This is a genomic window from Paenibacillus thermoaerophilus, assembly GCF_005938195.1.
Taxonomy (GTDB): domain Bacteria; phylum Bacillota; class Bacilli; order Paenibacillales; family Reconciliibacillaceae; genus Paenibacillus_W; species Paenibacillus_W thermoaerophilus.
In genome coordinates this window covers 12,544-29,111 of sequence record NZ_VCQZ01000029.1, presented here as the reverse complement: position 1 = coordinate 29,111, position 16,568 = coordinate 12,544, and the positions used below count along the sequence as shown (strand labels likewise).

General features: G+C 56.6%; 15 protein-coding genes, 1 tRNA gene and 1 pseudogene. 7 read left to right on the top strand and 10 right to left on the bottom strand.

Features of this window, described 5'->3' with window-relative positions:
• Positions 1-405 precede the first annotated feature (405 nt).
• Positions 406-1,926 carry a transposase gene (locus tag FE781_RS15710; protein ID WP_015253995.1) on the top strand — a complete coding sequence of 507 codons (1,521 nt, stop codon included), beginning with the start codon at positions 406-408 and terminating at the stop codon, positions 1,924-1,926.
• A 492-nt stretch (positions 1,927-2,418) separates the two neighbouring features.
• Here FE781_RS15710 and FE781_RS15705 read toward each other — a convergent pair.
• Positions 2,419-2,502, bottom strand: a tRNA-Leu gene (locus FE781_RS15705).
• Positions 2,503-2,564: 62 nt separating this feature from the next.
• Positions 2,565-3,002 (bottom strand): hypothetical protein, encoded by a 438-nt coding sequence (locus FE781_RS15700; RefSeq protein WP_138790564.1) that lies wholly within the window; start codon positions 3,000-3,002, stop codon positions 2,565-2,567.
• Between the two features lie 42 nt (positions 3,003-3,044).
• On the opposite strand from FE781_RS15700, the gene serA reads away from it, so the two are divergent.
• Positions 3,045-4,634, top strand: coding sequence for a phosphoglycerate dehydrogenase (gene serA, locus FE781_RS15695; protein WP_138790563.1), 1,590 nt, complete (start codon positions 3,045-3,047; stop codon positions 4,632-4,634).
• 179 nt (positions 4,635-4,813) lie between these two features.
• Here the strand turns inward: serA and FE781_RS15690 are convergent, their stop codons facing one another.
• The 7 genes from FE781_RS15690 to FE781_RS15660 are packed head-to-tail and all read right to left on the bottom strand — an operon-like array spanning position 4,814 to position 12,012.
• On the bottom strand, positions 4,814-6,601 hold the full coding sequence (locus tag FE781_RS15690) for an ATP-binding protein (RefSeq protein ID WP_138790562.1): 1,788 nt from the start codon (positions 6,599-6,601) through the stop codon (positions 4,814-4,816).
• A gap of 1 nt (position 6,602) precedes the next feature.
• The gene (locus FE781_RS15685) at positions 6,603-7,319 is read right to left on the bottom strand and encodes a response regulator transcription factor (protein WP_138790561.1); all 717 of its coding nucleotides are present in this window, start codon (positions 7,317-7,319) and stop codon (positions 6,603-6,605) included.
• 13 nt (positions 7,320-7,332) lie between these two features.
• Positions 7,333-8,592: a cytochrome c biogenesis protein CcsA gene (gene ccsA, locus FE781_RS15680; RefSeq protein WP_138790560.1), complete on the bottom strand. Its 1,260-nt coding sequence runs from the start codon at positions 8,590-8,592 to the stop codon at positions 7,333-7,335.
• Positions 8,589-10,268, bottom strand: coding sequence for a cytochrome c biogenesis protein ResB (gene resB, locus FE781_RS15675; protein ID WP_138790559.1), 1,680 nt, complete (start codon positions 10,266-10,268; stop codon positions 8,589-8,591). The genes ccsA and resB overlap by 4 nt, the downstream gene beginning before the upstream one ends.
• Before the next feature lie 36 nt (positions 10,269-10,304).
• Positions 10,305-10,826, bottom strand: coding sequence for a thiol-disulfide oxidoreductase ResA (resA, locus tag FE781_RS15670; RefSeq protein ID WP_138790558.1), 522 nt, complete (start codon positions 10,824-10,826; stop codon positions 10,305-10,307).
• Between the two features lie 60 nt (positions 10,827-10,886).
• A complete protein-coding gene (locus FE781_RS15665; RefSeq protein ID WP_138790557.1) occupies positions 10,887-11,636 on the bottom strand; it encodes a pseudouridine synthase in 750 nt (249 codons plus the stop codon).
• 37 nt (positions 11,637-11,673) lie between these two features.
• Entirely contained in the window at positions 11,674-12,012 is a 339-nt protein-coding gene (locus tag FE781_RS15660) for a peptidoglycan recognition protein family protein (RefSeq protein WP_138790556.1), read from the bottom strand.
• A 78-nt stretch (positions 12,013-12,090) separates the two neighbouring features.
• Here FE781_RS15660 and FE781_RS15655 point away from each other — a divergent pair, with 78 nt between their 5' ends.
• From FE781_RS15655 to FE781_RS17895, 5 genes and pseudogenes are all read left to right on the top strand, one after another.
• A complete protein-coding gene (locus tag FE781_RS15655; RefSeq protein WP_246068206.1) occupies positions 12,091-12,747 on the top strand; it encodes a short-chain dehydrogenase in 657 nt (218 codons plus the stop codon).
• A 140-nt stretch (positions 12,748-12,887) separates the two neighbouring features.
• On the top strand, positions 12,888-13,769 hold the full coding sequence (locus tag FE781_RS15650) for a MetQ/NlpA family ABC transporter substrate-binding protein (protein ID WP_211346383.1): 882 nt from the start codon (positions 12,888-12,890) through the stop codon (positions 13,767-13,769).
• Positions 13,770-13,856: 87 nt separating this feature from the next.
• Positions 13,857-14,885, top strand: coding sequence for a methionine ABC transporter ATP-binding protein (locus FE781_RS15645; RefSeq protein WP_138790555.1), 1,029 nt, complete (start codon positions 13,857-13,859; stop codon positions 14,883-14,885).
• Positions 14,875-15,549 carry a methionine ABC transporter permease gene (locus FE781_RS15640; RefSeq protein WP_138790554.1) on the top strand — a complete coding sequence of 225 codons (675 nt, stop codon included), beginning with the start codon at positions 14,875-14,877 and terminating at the stop codon, positions 15,547-15,549. The genes FE781_RS15645 and FE781_RS15640 overlap by 11 nt, the downstream gene beginning before the upstream one ends.
• Positions 15,550-15,698: 149 nt before the next feature.
• Positions 15,699-15,984, top strand: a pseudogene (locus FE781_RS17895) (VOC family protein).
• Positions 15,985-15,998: 14 nt separating this feature from the next.
• Here the strand turns inward: FE781_RS17895 and FE781_RS15630 are convergent.
• On the bottom strand, positions 15,999-16,529 hold the full coding sequence (locus tag FE781_RS15630; protein WP_138790553.1) for a spore maturation protein: 531 nt from the start codon (positions 16,527-16,529) through the stop codon (positions 15,999-16,001).
• Positions 16,530-16,568 lie beyond the last annotated feature (39 nt).

Genomic DNA, 16,568 nt, shown 5'->3' with positions numbered 1-16,568 from the left:
GTGTTTATACTTCATTGTAGAGTGCCTCCTGCGCTGGGATTTGTTCTTTGGTCGGAACGTTCCCCAGTATACAGAAGGTACTTTTTTCATTCAAACCTCGAATTCATTCATTACAGGAATGGCTCCTAAATTTAAATTTTTTTGTTACTGTTCTTTCGCGCTTCCTGATTTCCAGTTGTTTCTCATCCTGTGGCATGATATTCCGAGAACATCTTCCCTTCACCTCCTTTTTAAGGAAATAAGCCTCTCGGAATAAAAATTCCCGCATCGGCTCTGGCCTTTCGGCCAGGGTCTTGTTTTGTTTCACCCCCAAAAAGGGATGCGAACAAACTTTCCTCTTGACTTTTTCAAAACGCCCCAATAATCGCCGAGAAGGCAGTTTTTGCCTACCTCTTGGAGAATTTGGTGATCGTTTTGAAACTGGTTTCTCGCTCTCATCACGACTACTTGACCTTCGTATGCGAACAACTGCGAAAGGAGTACGACACACCGGAAGCCATGTTGTTCTTGCAGCACTTCTACGGCGACTTGATCTTCTGGATCACGGCGATCGACCTGTCCGCCACCGCTTCCTTGATGCGTTCGACTTACTCCGCCAATCCCAAAGGCCGCAAGCCTCACGACCCCGCCGACATGCTCCGCTGCTTGCTTCTCATGACCAAGCTCGGGTTGAGCGTCGATGAGGGGGTCATCGCGATTCGTACGACGCCGGTCTATGCCATTCTCTGCGGCTTCAAACCCGGACAGTCGCCGGGTGTCGGGACGTTCTACGACTTTTTCCCGCGGCTCTGGCGGGCATCCACTCCGCATAAGACAGGACGACTCAAACGCCGCTTGAAGAAGCCGCGAAAGAAAGGCAAAAAGAACGAAAAGCAGGAACCCAAAAATCCGAAAATTACGGAGAAACTCGTCTCCCGCATCCTGCGCGAAGGCCAGATCCACTACACGCCCAAAGAACATGATCTCTTGCAACAACTATTCCAAACGATGTTCGTCCTGCCTTCTGCGGCGAAAGGATTACTTGGCGATACCCGTTCTTTTCGCGTCATCGGCGACGGCTCTCCGGTTGAAACCGGCGCGCGATCCTACGGCAAGTTCCTTTGCGATTGCCGCCAGTCGGGCAACTGGAAATGTTCCTGCAAACGGCAATTTTCCGATCCGGATGCCGATTGGGGCTGGGACAGCTATCGCGAAAAATATTACTACGGGCGTACGCTCTACATGTTCACGTCAGCGGATAGTCCTTACAATCTGCCCGTGTACCCGCGACTGTTCCGCGCCAGCCAGCACGATGCCGTGTCCTGGATTTGCGGTTACCGTGAACTTCGCTACTGGTACTCGGATTGGAAGGTGGGAGAGGCGATCCTGGATTCCGCCCACGACGCCCTCCCGATCTATACCATGCTGGAGCATGATGATGTTTCCGCCATCATCGACCTGAATCTCAGGCGCTCCGGGCAAACGGTATACCATGAAATGAAAATTGATTCCGACGGCGTTCCTGTCTGCCCGATCGGACGCAAGATGGTCTGCTGGGGCAAGTGTCCAGGACGACAGCGCATCAAGTGGCGCTGTCCTGCCAAAGTCGGAAAATGGGAATGTCCGACTCCATGCTCGCCTTCCGCGTACGGAAGAACGTTCTACACATCCACGGCGGACAATCCACGCCTGTTTCCGCGCATCCGACGCGACAGCAAGGAGTGGAGAGCGCGTTACGCATTACGAACCGGCGTCGAACGCTGCATCAAGCGCCAGAAAGTCGATTACAACCTGGAAGCTTCGCGCGGGCGCAGTTCCCGTCACTGGAACATTCGCGTGTACTTGATCGCTATGTGCCAGCATGCTGACGCATGGCTGGAAGAAGCAAAGAAGCAACGCCAGCCGATGTCCATTGAGGAGTGGCTGAAAGGCTTAACAGCCGCTTGATGAAGCACGGTTTATATAGCATTTTTTTAAAATGCCCTGGATTAGGGTTCTTCGGCATGCACATTCTTGAAAACAGCTTTCAAACATGCCATTTCATCGGCGCTTCTGCCTCATTCACCCCTCATTCAGACTCAGAACACCTGCTTAATTCCGAGCCTCTATAGGAAATTGTAGAATGTAAGCGCATACTCAACAAATTAAAGATTTTCCCCCACTTTTTTAAGGCCTTTTTAAAGGTTACACACCTTCAAGGAGCCGAAATGATAAAGCCCGTCTCATGCCGTGTCGAGGAGACCATGACCTCCTGCCATGATTCCAATGTGACCGGTATAAGTCGACTGGTTCGACTTATTCGGCCAAGCGGACACGCTTTATGGCTGTACATTCCGGTTGCTGGACGATCCCCTACTACCCGATGCAAATTGTGACGATGCGAAAAAGCTCGCAAAATCGCCCCAAGAGGCCATTTGCGAGCTTTAACGTGCATAGTGATGCGGTTGAGAGGACTCGAACCTCCACGGCTGTTACACCACTAGAACCTGAATCTAGCGCGTCTGCCAATTCCGCCACAACCGCATGTCGTAAGCAGCGACAGAGAGTAATTTAACATATCCCGCTATAGGGAGTCAAGCTTTATTTCAAAAAAATTTTTCGTGAAGATCAACGCGTTGGCGACCAGAAAAACCTTCGGTTACGCCCGACTTCAGGCGATGGATCGAATAACCGACGATTTTCAGAAAACCAATCAGATGCATATTGACACCCCATTCGGTCCATGTTAAATTTAGAAAAAAATCGTCCATAAATCCGATGACCGAGTCAAACAGGATTCCTGCTTCCCCAGAGAACCGGTGGTGCTGCGAACCGGCGTTGCGGCCCTGTGGTCCACTCGCGAGGATGGCGAAAAACCTGCCCGGGCAACCCGAACAGGACAAGCGCACACGGTTGGGACCGTTATCTCCCCCGCTTAAAGGCCGAACGCTCCAGGCGCTCGGTGAAGAAGGGTGGCACCACGAGTTTCCTCTCTCGTCCCTTTTTACGGCAATCGCGCCGTAAAGGGGACGAGAGTTTTTCATTTATTCCACTTTTTCACAGAAGTCATGGAGGAGAGAAGCATCATGTTCAAAGTTTTGGTGTCGGATCCGATCAGCGACATGGGCATTCAAAAGCTGTATGACGCCGCGGATGTGCAAGTCGACAAAAAAACGGGATTAAGCGAAGACGAACTGGCCGCCATCATCGGCGAGTACGACGCCCTTCTCGTACGCAGCCAAACCCGCGTCACCCGCCGGATCATGGAGGCCGGCACACGTCTGAAAGTCGTCGGACGCGCGGGCGTAGGCGTGGACAACATCGACCTGACGGCCGCCACGGACCGCGGCATCGTCGTCATCAACGCGCCGGACGGCAACACGATCACAACTTGCGAGCATACCTTCGCCATGATGATGGCTCTCGCCCGCCATATCCCGCAAGCTTACGCCAAGACGATCAGCGGCGTGTGGGACCGCAAGTCGTTCCTGGGCGTCGAGCTTCGCGGAAAGACGCTGGGCGTCGTCGGCCTCGGCCGGATCGGATCGGAAGTCGCCAAGCGGGCGAAAGCGTTCGGGATGAATATCCTCGGCTACGACCCGTTTATGAGCGAGGAGCGCGCCGAGAAGCTGGGCATCAAGCTCGCATCGGTCGACGAGATCGTCCGCACGGCGGATTTCATGACCGTACACACGCCGCTGACGCCGGAAACGCGCCATATGATCGGCCGCAAGCAATTCGAAGTGATGAAAAAAGGCATGCGCATCATCAACTGCGCCCGCGGCGGCATCATTGACGAATTGGCGCTTGTGGAAGCCATCGACCAAGGCATCGTGGCGGGAGCCGCATTCGACGTGTTCGAGGAGGAGCCGCCGAAGCCGGACCATCCGTTCCTGCATCATCCGAAAATTATCGTGACGCCCCACCTCGGGGCCTCGACCGTCGAAGCGCAAGAGAACGTGGCGATCGACGTCTCCGAAGAGGTGCTTCACGTGCTGCGCGACGAGCCGTTCAAAAACGCCGTCAACATGCCTCCGGTTCCGCCGGACGTCGCCAAGAAGCTCCAGCCGTACTTCGGACTCGGCGAAGCTCTGGGCCGGTTCCTGGGCCAGATCGTGACGGGCGCCGTCGGCGAGATTATCGTCAACTACTCGGGCGAGCTTGCCGATGTCGATACGCAGCCGCTGACCCGTTATCTGGTGAAAGGCGTCCTGACCAACCACCTTGGCGTCGAGGCGGTCAACATCGTAAACGCCATGCATCTTGCCAAGCAGCGGGATGTGAATATCATCGTCCAGAAGTCGACCGCCAGCAAAGGATTTACGAATCTGGTGCGCCTGACGCTCAAGACGAACAAAGAAGAACGCACGGTCGCGGGTACGCTTCTGTCCGGCTACGGCGCGCGGATCGTCGAGATCGACGGCTATTCGATCGACGCATCTCCGGAAGGCATCCTGCTGCTCGTCTCGCATAACGACAGACCCGGCATTATCGGCCGCATGGGCACGCTGCTGGGGTCGAACAACGTCAATATCGCGACGATGCAGGTCGGCCGCAAGTCGATCGGCGGCTCCGCGATCATGGTGCTGACCGTGGACAACCACGTGCCGAAGGAAGTCATCGACCAGTTGCTGCAGCAGCCGGAAATCAACAGCGTTCACGAAATCAATTTCTAATGCGTGCGGACAGCTCCAGTCCTGTTTTCCCGGGATTGGAGCTGTTTTGCCGCAGAAACTGGAAGCGCTTTCGTCGATCGGGCGGATAAATTGTTGAAACATTTCGAATAATCTTGTTGTTCGTGGAACACAACATAAGCCCGGCGTTCCGCCGAAGCGAAACGTCCGGGCTCTGCGCGTCACGTGCGGCCGGGCAAAATCACCGTAAAGGTCGTGCCTACGGATGGCGTGCTGCTGACGGATACGGTGCCGCCGTGCGACTCGACGATATTTTTCACGATCGACAGCCCCAGCCCCGTACCGCTGCTGCCTCTGGTCCGGGCTTTGTCGGCTTTGTAGAAGCGTTCGAACACAAACGGCAAATCTTCCGGGGGAATTCCGTGCCCTTCGTCCGCGACCTCGAAGCGGACCGCCGGGACGCCGTTTAACGTCGCCGGCGAGGCGGACAGGCGGATCGTCTTGCCCTCGGGCGTATGCCGGATGGCGTTGTCCAGCAAATTTGTGAACACCTGCTCCAGCCGGTCCTCGTCGGCCCGTTCCAGCGACATCGGCTCGTCCGGCACCTCCAGCTGGAGACGGACTTGATTATCCTTGCCGTAGACGGCGAACTTCCGGTGAATCCGTTCGAGCAGCTTCGCCACCTGCAGCCTGTCGAACTTAAACTCCATATGCCCGGCTTCCATCCGCGCGAGATCCAGCAAATCCTGCACAAGCCGCCCCATGCGCAGAGACTCGTCGTAGATGATCTGGGCGATCTGCTTGCGCTCCTCCGGCGAGTCCGCGATATCGTCCAGCAGCGCCTCGCTGTATCCCTGAAGCATGGAGATCGGCGTCCGGAGCTCGTGCGATACGTTCGCCACGAAGTCCTTGCGCAGCTTGTCGAGACGATGCTCCTCCGTGACGTCGCGCAGCACGGCGACCGCTCCCCGCACGCCGTCCGGCTCGTTCGAATACAAAGGCGCGATCACCACGGACCATACGCTGCTCAGCACATGCACTTTGTCCGTGACTTCCTTCTGCTCCGTCATCGCCTGCTCGAACAGAGCCGCCAGCGGTTCGGGCAACCCGCCCTTCCCGTCCGATTCCCAATCCAGCGAACGCCAAGTGCGCAGCACTTCCTCGCCGTGCGGGTTCGTCAGGATCGGACGGCCGTCGGCGCCTACGGTTACGACCGCGTCCGCCATGCTACGCAAAATGCCGGACAAATTCTCCTTCTCGTGGCGCAAATCCTGAATCGTGAGCTCCAGCCGTTCCGCCATCAGGTTAAACGCCTTGGTCAGCTCCCCGATCTCATCCTCGCTCGATACGGGCTGCCTGATCGAATATTCGCCCTTCGTGATCGCGTCCGCGCCGCGCTTCAGCCGAAGCAGCGGCTGCGTAATACGAGTGGACAGGAAAAACGCAAAAAACGTCGTCAACAAAAATCCGATGACCACGGCAATCGCGAACAGCTTCGTGTAATACTGCTGGATATAGTTCAGGGCGATTTTTTTCTGGTAGACGACGGCCACTCCTTCGGGCGGAGCGGCGCTTCCGGCCGTCTCGCGGATCGGAACGGCGTACGCGAGATACTCCTTGCCGTCCGGCGCCTCGTACTGGCTGAACTGCTCCAATCCGACGAGAGCGTCCCGAAGCTCTTTTTCGCCGAAGAAATTCGAGCCCTCCAACCCCGCCTGGGTATCCTGCTGCACCGGGTTCAACGAAGCGTCATAGACGATCAGCCCGGCTTCCTGCGCGCCCAATATTTCGTTGACGAGCACGACGTAATACGGGAGCTCCCGGTGGCGCGGGATTTCTGCCGATATTTTCCGGGCCATCTCCTGCAGCGTACGCTCCTGATCCTTCGGACTGATCAGGTTCGTGTCGATAAACCGCGACAGCAGCAGGCTGTTGATCAGCAGAACCAGCGCCACGAGACCGATGATCGTCATCCACAGTTTGCCGACCACACTTTTGAGAAACTTCACGTTATTTGGGCACCTCGAGTTTGTAACCGACGCCCCAGACCGTCGTAATCATCGCGGCCGCTTCCGGCGATACTTTGTTCAGCTTCTCCCGGAGGCGCTTGACATGCGTGTCGACCGTGCGCAGATCCCCGAAAAACTCGTAGTTCCACACATCCTTCAGCAACTCTTCGCGCGAGAACACTTTGTCCGGGGACATCGCCAAATAATGCAGCAGCTCGTATTCCTTGGGCGTGAGCGAGACTTCCCGGCCGCCTGCCGTTACGCGATGGGCGTCGTGTTCGATCACCAGATGAGGGAATACGATATTGTTGCTGGAGGACGGGTCCTTCGACAGGAAGGCGGTCGCCGAGGAACGGCGGAGAATCGCCTTGACCCGGTAGATCACCTCGCGCGGGCTAAACGGCTTGACCACATAGTCGTCCGCGCCCACTTCGAACCCTTGCACGCGGTTCGATTCCTCGCCTTTGGCCGTCAGCATGATGATCGGCGTCGCCTTCGATTGGCGAAGGCGCTGGCAGACCTCGATCCCGTCGATGCCGGGCATCATGATATCCAGCAGGATCAGGTCGAAGTCGCGCCCGAGCGCGGCGGCGAGCGCCCGCTCCCCGTCTTCCGCCTCCTCGACGATATACCCTTCCTTCTCCAGATACATCCGAAGCAATCTGCGGATGCGCTCCTCGTCGTCGACGACGAGAATCGACGCTTTCCATTCGCTCATGAACGTAGCCTCCTTATACTCCCGCGTAGGAGTGCAAGCCTGCAATGACGAGATTGACGCCAACCAGCGTGAACATGACGACAACAAAACCGATTACCGCCATCCAAGCGGAGCGCCGTCCCAACCATCCCCGCGACAAGCGCAGGTGCAGGTAAATGGTATAGAACAACCAGGTGATAAACGCCCACGTTTCTTTGGGGTCCCATCCCCAAAATCTGCCCCAGGCCTTATGCGCCCAGATCATCGCGAACACAAGCCCGCCGAGCGAGAACACCGGGAAGCCGATCGCGATCGCCCGGTAACTGATCTCGTCCAGATCCTCCGGGTCCATGCCGTCGAGGGCCGGCTGGATTGCGGCTCCGATCGGCTTGCGTAAAATCAGGCGAAGCGCGGCGTACATGATCGCGGCCGTCAGCAGCGACCACACCACCGTATTCAGCTTGCGTCCCGCATTCACCCCGTTCATCCAGGAAGGCGTCTCGAACAGCGGCTCCTTCATGCCGAGGAACGGCGTCATGCGGACCATCTCGCTGTTGTACGGCTTCACGATGGGCGGCATCGTATACGTGACCGTCTCCTCCGTCGTCGTCAGTTGGCCTTTCTGGTCGACCGAGGATTTCTCCTGGAGAAACACCGCTTCGTAGCCGGCGCCCTTAAATGTGAACACCGTACCGACGAAGCCGACGATCGCGAGAACCGTAAAAATCGTCAGCTCGACGAAAAAGACCTGCGCCCGGCCGCCGCTTGTCGTCGGTTTGAAGTTCACCACCCGCAGCAGATACATCAGCCCGGCCGCGAAGCCGACCGCGAAGAAGGCTTCGCCCGCTGCCGCTGTCGTAACGTGAATCATCAGCCAGTGGCTCTGAAGCGCCGGGATAAGCGGCGATATTTCCTGAGGGAAGACGGCCGCGTACGCCAGCAGCACGAAGCCGACCGGCATCGCGAACGCGCCCAGCACCGGGGAACGGTACAGCGCGTAGATGATAAGAAACGCCGCTGTTGTCATCATCGCCAAAAACGTCATAAATTCAAACATGTTGCTGGTCGGGATTCGGCCGGCGGCGGCCCACCTCGTGAAGAAAAACGCCAGATGCGCGCCGAAACCCGCGGCCGAAATGCCGAACGACACCCAGCCCCATTTGCGCTGATGCTGCTCCGGCGAACGGTCGGCCCACCGGCGGCCCGTCACGGCCAGGACGAAGCCGATAAACGCGGCGCAGTACAACACAAACGCCGCCATCAAGAACCAACTGCTGGTTGTCTCCAAGTTCATGGCTTTTTGCCCCCTCTATCCAGCGACTGCGGCGTCGTCTCGACGCCCGATCGGCTTAGCGCCTGCGCCACCTCGTGGCGCAAACCGTACCAGTTCTTGTTCGTATGCGCTCCCAGTGACAGGACGCCGTCGTCGATGCGCAGCCACACGCGCCTGTGCTGCCAATACGTGCCGATCACGACGCCGATGACGAAGATGCTCGCTCCGATCAAAATCGGGACCAGGGCTCGCTCGGTGCGCACGTTCAGATAACTGGTGTAATTGGCGATGTCGACATCCGTCTCCATCGACTGCACGGCCAGCACGAACGGACTGCCCGCAGCCCGGTTGATCTGGTCTTCACCGTATGCCGCCTTGTCCGCCGGACGGGCAAAATACAAGTGGGCGACGCCGCCTTCGGGAAGTCCGGGCCCCGTGATCTGGAACACGTAGGCGGGCGCTTCCGGCTTGTTCAGCTTGTTGACCGGCTTGCCGCTCTCGTCCAGACCGAAGCTCGGATAATAGTTGCGGAGCTGCAGCTTGTACGGGCCGACCGTATACGATTCCTCGGGATGCTTGGTCGAAAGCTCGATCTGCCCGTACGCCTCCCCGGTCGCCGCGTTGCGAAGCGTCGGCCGGACGGCCAAAATCTGCGGCGTCTGGGCGAAGTCGTATTGGTACACGAGCAGTCCCTTGTATTCGAGCGGCTTGTTCACGACGATATCCTGCCGGTGAACTTCGACCAGCTCCGGCTTCGCGCCGCCGCAGCCGCTCTTGCATTCGTACAGGATCGCCTCGGTCTTGAACTCCTTCGGAACCGACTTTCCTTGCTCCCGGAACGATTCCCGCATCTCGGATTCGTCATAGAACGTGATGGAAAATTTCCGGTTCTCCAAATAATACTTCGTCTCCGGGATCGGCGTCGGCTCGCCTTCGAGAAACGCCAGGTATTGGTCCATCGACCATCCGGGAATGCCTCTTGCCAGCAACGCCAGCAAAAAGATAATCAGCCCGATGTGGTTGATATACGGCCCCCACCGGCTGAACCGGTGCTTCTCCGCGAGCAGCGCCGTACCGTCGATATGAACCCGGTAGCCTTTGCGCCGGAACTGTTTGCCCGCCTCCCGGACCCATTCCTCGGCCGCCTGGTCGTCCCCGGGAGCCGTGACCGGGCCTGTCCACGACACGCGTTGTCTCGTGATGAACTGGAGATGCTTGCGGATCTGCTGCTTCGACAGTGCCCGGTACAGCGGCAGGACGCGGTCCAGGCTGCATACGACCAGCGACGTTCCGATCAGCACCAGCAGCCCCCGGAACCACCACGAATCGTACGTGTCCGCGAACCCGAGCAAGTAGTAATAATAGCCGATTGTGCCGTGGTTGTCCCGGTAGTATTGGGCGAGATCGATCATCTCGGCGTTGATGATCGTGTCGGTCTGCGGGTAGATCGAACCGAGCGAAGCGCCGACCAGCGTGATGCCGATAATCCAAAGCGCGGTCTTGACCGATGACAGCCAGGCCCAGACGTGGTCGAGGATCGTTCTTTTCTCCCGCTGGGAACGGCGGGCGACCCCGTCGTAACGCATCTCCAGCGGTTCGGTTGACGGCGTGTCCTCAAGCGGCTTCCCGCACGATTCGCACAGGACGGTGCCGATATGATTCTGGTGGCCGCATTCGCATTTGGTGTTAGGTATCATGATTGTCCTCCCTGGCCGCGCCGACCGGCCTGTTCGTTAGCCGAGCAGCTCGGACAAGGTCGAGTCGATGAATGCCTCATCCATCTCGCCTTCTTTTTTCACGCGGATAATGCCTTGACGGTCGATAAAAAAAGTCGTCGGATAGTTCACGACGCCGTATTTTTTGCGGATGCTTTCATTCGGGTCGAACAATACCGGGAAGGTCAGTTGGTGCTGTTCCATAAAGCTCCGGACCGTAACCGCGCTTTCCCCGATATTGACGGCGAGCACGCGAACCCCCTTGTCCTTCCACTTCTCGTATTGCTTCTGAATGGCGGGCATCTCCCGCTTGCACGGATCGCACCAAGTTCCCCAAAAATTCAAGAGCACCACATGATTGCGCTGCTCGTCCAATTGATAGACTTGCTCGTCGAGGCCCGCCAAGCCGAAGTTCGGCGCTTCGCTGCCCTCCTGCGGCACCGTCTGCTGGGAAAACATCGAATCGGCGATCGTATATCCTCCGATCAGCAGTACGGCGGTCAAGATGATGAGCTGAAGCCATTTTTTGTTATTGCCCATGTCCATGCTCCTTCATCGGCGCAAATCTCTCCTCATTATATCGGAAGTTTCCGATGTCCATTAACCGCGTTTTTGAAATTTATGTGTCTGGTTGGCGCTTTGCTTGAGCTCGTTGATCTCCTGCGGCGTCAAGGGCCGGTGCTTGCCGCGAGACAGTCCTCCCAGTTGCAGCGGACCGATGGCGATCCGCTTCAGCCGGACGACCGTGCAGCCGATCGCCTCGAACATGCGGCGCACTTGCCGGTTGCGCCCTTCGTAGATCGTGATCCGGATCACCGATTCGTTCGCGTCCAGATCCACGTCCTGGTATTCGACCTCCGCCGGAGCGGTGACCCCGTCCTCAAGCTCGATGCCGGCCGCAAGCTTCTCCAACTGGGAACCGTGCGGCACCCCTTTGACAGTCGCCAGATACGTCTTGGGCACATGATGTCTCGGATGCGTCAAAGCGTTGGCGAATTCGCCGTCGTTGGTCATGATCAGCAGACCTTCGGAATCGTAGTCGAGGCGGCCCACCGGATAAACCCGGACGCCCACGGATTTGACGAGATCCATCACGGTGCGGCGGCCTCGGGGATCAGTTACGCTGCTGATGTAGCCTTTGGGCTTGTACAGCATGAGGTAGACCTTGTCCTGGCTGCGGATGGGCTTGTCGTCCACCCGGATTTCGTCCTTATTCGGGTCCACCTTCGTCCCGAGCGTATTCACCGTTAACCCGTTCACCTTCACGCGCCCGGCCAATATATATTCCTCGCACTTGCGCCGCGATGCCACGCCGGCTTGCGCGAGCACCTTTTGCAGACGTTCTTCCATCAGTTCCGATTCTCCCTCTTGGTCATCATCTCAACTTTTAATGATAACCCTCCGGCCTGGAAAGCACAAGCTCCCGCCAGGGAAACCGTCTCCCCGGACACGATACGGAGTGGGGATGAAGGTCCGTCGGATCGAACCCGTGCCGGGCGGCAAGCGCGACAAACAGTTTGACCGCAACAAACAACTGCTCCTGAAGCTCCGCGGTAAGCGGACGAAAGACGGAGAAATCGCCTTCGAGGCACACATGCACGTAATGGGGGTCGGTCGGCTCGGCGCCGGCCACGATGGTGCCGTCGGCGCAGACGAAGTAGTCGTAACCGGTGCCGTTAATGGAAGGACAGGCGGAGTGGTGGAGGACAATGCCAAGGATGGACATGGACGCACCTCGCTGTTACAGGTGCTAACAGCCTATGCGGGTATGCTTGGGGATGTTCGAGCGGGCGGCAGTTGAAACTTGCGCGGCAGGCAGTTATGGTTTTATTCTGGCTTTATCGCAAACAGCAGCAAGGAATCGGCGCCGCGTTTCGCCCAAATAACAGGTCCGGGAGGCTATTATTTAATAATGAAACAGGCATTAGTGGTTGGCGGATCGGGAATGCTCGCGAAAACTTCGCTCTGGCTTGCCGAAAACGGCTATAAGGTTTCGGTTATCGGAAGAAACCAAGAGAAACTGGACAAGTTATGTCAACAAAACGGCAGGATCGTTCCCGTTTCCGTCGATTACCGGGACGATGATGCCCTGAGTAAAAAATTGGAACGAATTATTCGCTCCGGCGCTATTGAAATGGTTGTCGCTTGGATTCATAATGATGTTGCGCCAAACGCTCTGCAAATCGTCATAGACAAGATCAGCAAGCAGGGAATCAACAAGTGGAGATTGTTTCACGTGCTCGGGAGCGGCTCGAATCTCGATAAAATCAGAAGCCGGTTAGAGATTCCCGCTGCATGCGAATACCGTCAAGTTCAACTTGGATTTGTGCTGGAGAATAACAGATCGAGATGGTTGACAAACGATGAAATCGCGAATGGGGTTATTGAAGCGATCCGCACGAATAAAAACCGGCATCTGGTTGGCACCCTAACACCCGGGAATAAAAGACCCGATTTTTGAATCCGGCGACCTTTCATTTTGAAAATTTTGGACTTGACGATAAAAAAAGAAGTCTTATATTTAATCCATACTAATCCTGTAGGATAATTTGTATTTAAATCAGGCAGGTATAATCCTTTTAAAGAAAGCGGTGGATCAGGATGGCGAGAAAGTCTCTACTGGTTTTGATGGCGGTCGTATTCACATTGTTTATGGCAGCCTGCGGCAAATCCAATGAACAATCCGGCGATAACGCTTCGGCGACCGGCAGTCCGGCGGCAAGCAGCGCTCCAAGCGCAAGCCCCAGCCCAAGCGGCTCCGAACCGGCCAAACTCAAAATCGGCGTAATGGCCGGCGCGGAGGAAGAGATTTGGAAGGTGGCCAAAGAGGTTGCCAAAAAAGACAATCTGGAACTGGAACTGGTCGTATTCAACGACTATGTGCAGCCGAACAAAGTGCTGGAAGACGGCCAGCTCGACGCCAACGCGTTCCAGCATGTCCCTTATCTCGACGAATTCAACAAGAATAACGGCACGCATATCGTGAAGCTGGCGGATACGATCAACTATCCGATCGGCGTATACTCCAAGAAGATCAAAAATCTGTCGGAGCTGAAAGACGGCGACACGCTCGGCTTGCCGAACGATCCGACGAACGGCGCCCGCGCGCTGATCCTCTTCCAGAGCGCCGGCCTGATCAAGTTGAAGGAAGGAGTCGGCATCAAGGCTACGGTCCGCGATATTGTCGAGAACCCGAAAAACCTGAAGTTCAAGGAACTGGACGCGGCCTTCATTCCGAAAGCGCTCGGAGACCTCGCGGCGGCCGTAATCAATACCAACTTCGCGATCGAAAACGGTCTTTCCCCAAGCAAGGATGCCATCTACCGCGAACCGAAGGATTCCCCTTGGGTTAACATTATCGCGGTCCGCGAAGGGGAACAGAACAAACCCGTCTTTAAGCGTCTGGTTCAAGCATTCCAATCGGAAGAAGTGAAAAAGTTCGTAACGGAAAAATACGGCGACTCCATGGTTCCGGCTTGGTAATCAACCGGCGTTGCCCATGTGCAGGTCTCTCCCCCGGGAGCAGACCTGCCATTTCTGTTTTCATCGAGAAGTGGAAGGATGAATAGCGTGATCCGACTTGAGAACGTAACCAAAGTGTTTGTTCAGGACAAGCAAAAAGTAGAAGCGGTCAAAAACGTCTCGCTTCATGTGCGGAAAGGGGAAATTTTCGGCATCATCGGCTTCAGCGGCGCGGGCAAAAGCACCTTGATCCGATGCATCAACTATTTGGAACGGCCGACCGAAGGGACGGTCCGCATCAACGGGGTGGATCTCGCCGGCTTGAATGAGGCCCAGCTCCGGGAGACGCGGCGCAAAATCGGCATGATCTTTCAAAACTTCAACCTGCTCTCTTCCGCAACGGTGTTTGACAATGTGGCCGCCCCCTTGCGTCTCGTCCGTACGCCAGTAAGCGAGATCGAGAAAAAGGTCGGAGAATTGCTGGAGATCGTAGGTTTGAAGGAGAAAGAATCGGCATACCCTTCCCAACTCTCCGGCGGCCAGAAGCAGCGCGTCGCCATCGCCCGGGCTCTGGCCAGCGAACCGGAAATTTTGCTTTGCGACGAAGCGACCTCGGCGTTGGACCCGCAAACCACCGAGTCCATCCTCGAACTGCTTCTGGAAATCAACCGCAAGTATCGCATCACTATCGTATTGATCACCCATGAAATGCATGTGATCAAGAAAATTTGCGACCGCGTGGCGGTTATGGAGAACGGAGAAGTCGTCGAACAAGGCAACGTGATCGATGTTTTTTCGAAACCGAAGCAGCCCATTACCAGGAACTTTATCAAAACCATTTTTGACGAGAATTTGCCCGAATCTTTGCTGAAGAAAATCAACGAGCAGGATAACCCGGCGACCTTGTTGCGGATATCGTTTGTCGGCGAACACGCCGCGGAACCGATCTGGGCGGAGCTGGCCACCCGGTTCAAGCTGCGTCCGAACATTTTGTACGGCAACATCACGCAAATCAAGGACACGACGCTCGGCATCCTCATCGTTCGAGTCGTGGGAGAACCGTCGGACATTGAGGCAGGCATGAATTATTTGAAGACACAAGAGCTGCAGATCGAGGTGATGAATCATGCTGGCTGATTTTTTCAGCAGCTTTTCGGAATACAGGGAGTTGTATGTGCAATCGCTGAAAGAGACCGGCATTATGGTCGGCTACTCCCTGCTCATCTCGGCCGTCATCGGTTTGATTCTCGGCATTGTCCTTGTGGTCACCCGGCCCGGACACATTTATCCGCAGCCGGGAATCTATCAAATCTTGAATGTCATTATCAACATCGTGCGTTCTTTGCCCTTTATCATCCTGATGGTGGCCATTATCCCCTTTACAAAAGCCATCGTCGGCACCACGATCGGTGTAAAAGGCGCGATCGTGCCGTTGGTCGTCTATACGGCGCCGTATCTGGCCCGGTTGATGGAGTCGGCCCTGCTTGAAGTGGATCGCGGCGTTATCGAAGCGTTCCAGGCGATGGGCGCGACCCGGAGGCAGATCATTACGCGCGTGCTGTTGCGCGAGGCGAGACCCGGATTGGTGCTCGGATTGACCATCGGGACCATCAGTTTGATCGGCGCGACCGCGATGGCCGGTGTCGTCGGGGCGGGCGGCCTCGGCGACGTCGCGATCCGGTACGGCTATCAGCGTTGGGAACCGGATGTCATGGTGACCTGCGTGATCCTGCTGATCGTGTCCGTACAGCTTGTGCAGTCGATCGGCACCTGGATCGCCAAAAAATTGCGGAAGAACTAAACGGCGGAGCCGAAGGGATAACGGCTGCGGATAACGGATGAACAATCGGGTTGTCGCACCGCAGGCACGTTTCGGGACATTCGCACCCCGGTTCCCGACTTCGGCGTCCGACGCTGACGGACCTGAATAAAATGAGGAGGACATGTGAGATGTCAAGCCCGATCAAAAATCAGATCCGTTGCGTTTTTATTCCCGTCAGCCCTATCGAAAAAGCAAGAGATTGGTATTGCAGATTTTGAATTTGCCGGCCGAAGGAGATATCCTGTTCGGCCATTTGTATATATTGCCTGCGCAAGGCACGGCGGGCATTATATTGGACAGCAAGCGTATGAATAGATGAAAAAACATCAAGTTAAACTTCTCACCGGCATCGAACATGGGCACTGGTTTAACTTTAAAGATCCGGACGGAAATGTCCTGATGGTATGCCAATAAAAAAGGTTGGGCGGTTAAAACACGACGCTGCAGACCGCAACGGCGGCCAGGAAGCCGACCAGATCGGACAGCAGCCCCACCTTGAGAGCGTAACGGGCGTTGCGGATGCCGACGGCGCCGAAATAAACGGTCAGCACGTACAGCGTCGTATCCGTGCTCCCCTGGATCGTTGAAGCGATGCGGCCGATCAGGGAGTCGGCTCCATGCGTCTTCATCAAGTCGGCCGTATACGCCAGCGACCCCGAACCCGTTATCGGCCGCAGGAACGCCAGCGGGGCCACCTCGGACGGAATGCCGACGGCTTCCAGCGCCGGACGGATCAGACCGATGATGCCGTCCATCGCGCCCGATGCGCGGAACACGCTGATCGCCACCATCATGCCGACCAGGTGCGGAATGATGCGGATGGCCGTATCGAAGCCGTCCTTGGCCCCGGATACGAATGACTCGTAGACGGGAACCTTGCGGTAGGCCGCATATAAAGGTATAAACGCGATGAGCGCGGGAATCGCCCATGCGGACAAGATGGCGATGAGGCCGTACACGGGCCATGCCCCCCATTCCGTTTGACCGGCCGGGGAGCA

What these genes read in the sequence shown, in the direction of transcription:
- serA (WP_138790563.1), top strand. Translation starts at nt 3,045, where the DNA reads ATGTTCAAAGTTTTGGTGTCGGATCCGATCAGCGACATGGGCATTCAA.
- resB (WP_138790559.1), bottom strand. Translation starts at nt 10,268, where the DNA reads ATGATACCTAACACCAAATGCGAATGCGGCCACCAGAATCATATCGGC.
- FE781_RS15700 (WP_138790564.1), bottom strand. Translation starts at nt 3,002, where the DNA reads ATGAAAAACTCTCGTCCCCTTTACGGCGCGATTGCCGTAAAAAGGGAC.
- FE781_RS15650 (WP_211346383.1), top strand. Translation starts at nt 12,888, where the DNA reads ATGGCGAGAAAGTCTCTACTGGTTTTGATGGCGGTCGTATTCACATTG.
- FE781_RS15685 (WP_138790561.1), bottom strand. Translation starts at nt 7,319, where the DNA reads ATGAGCGAATGGAAAGCGTCGATTCTCGTCGTCGACGACGAGGAGCGC.
- FE781_RS15665 (WP_138790557.1), bottom strand. Translation starts at nt 11,636, where the DNA reads ATGGAAGAACGTCTGCAAAAGGTGCTCGCGCAAGCCGGCGTGGCATCG.
- FE781_RS15660 (WP_138790556.1), bottom strand. Translation starts at nt 12,012, where the DNA reads ATGTCCATCCTTGGCATTGTCCTCCACCACTCCGCCTGTCCTTCCATT.
- FE781_RS15640 (WP_138790554.1), top strand. Translation starts at nt 14,875, where the DNA reads ATGCTGGCTGATTTTTTCAGCAGCTTTTCGGAATACAGGGAGTTGTAT.
- ccsA (WP_138790560.1), bottom strand. Translation starts at nt 8,592, where the DNA reads ATGAACTTGGAGACAACCAGCAGTTGGTTCTTGATGGCGGCGTTTGTG.
- resA (WP_138790558.1), bottom strand. Translation starts at nt 10,826, where the DNA reads ATGGGCAATAACAAAAAATGGCTTCAGCTCATCATCTTGACCGCCGTA.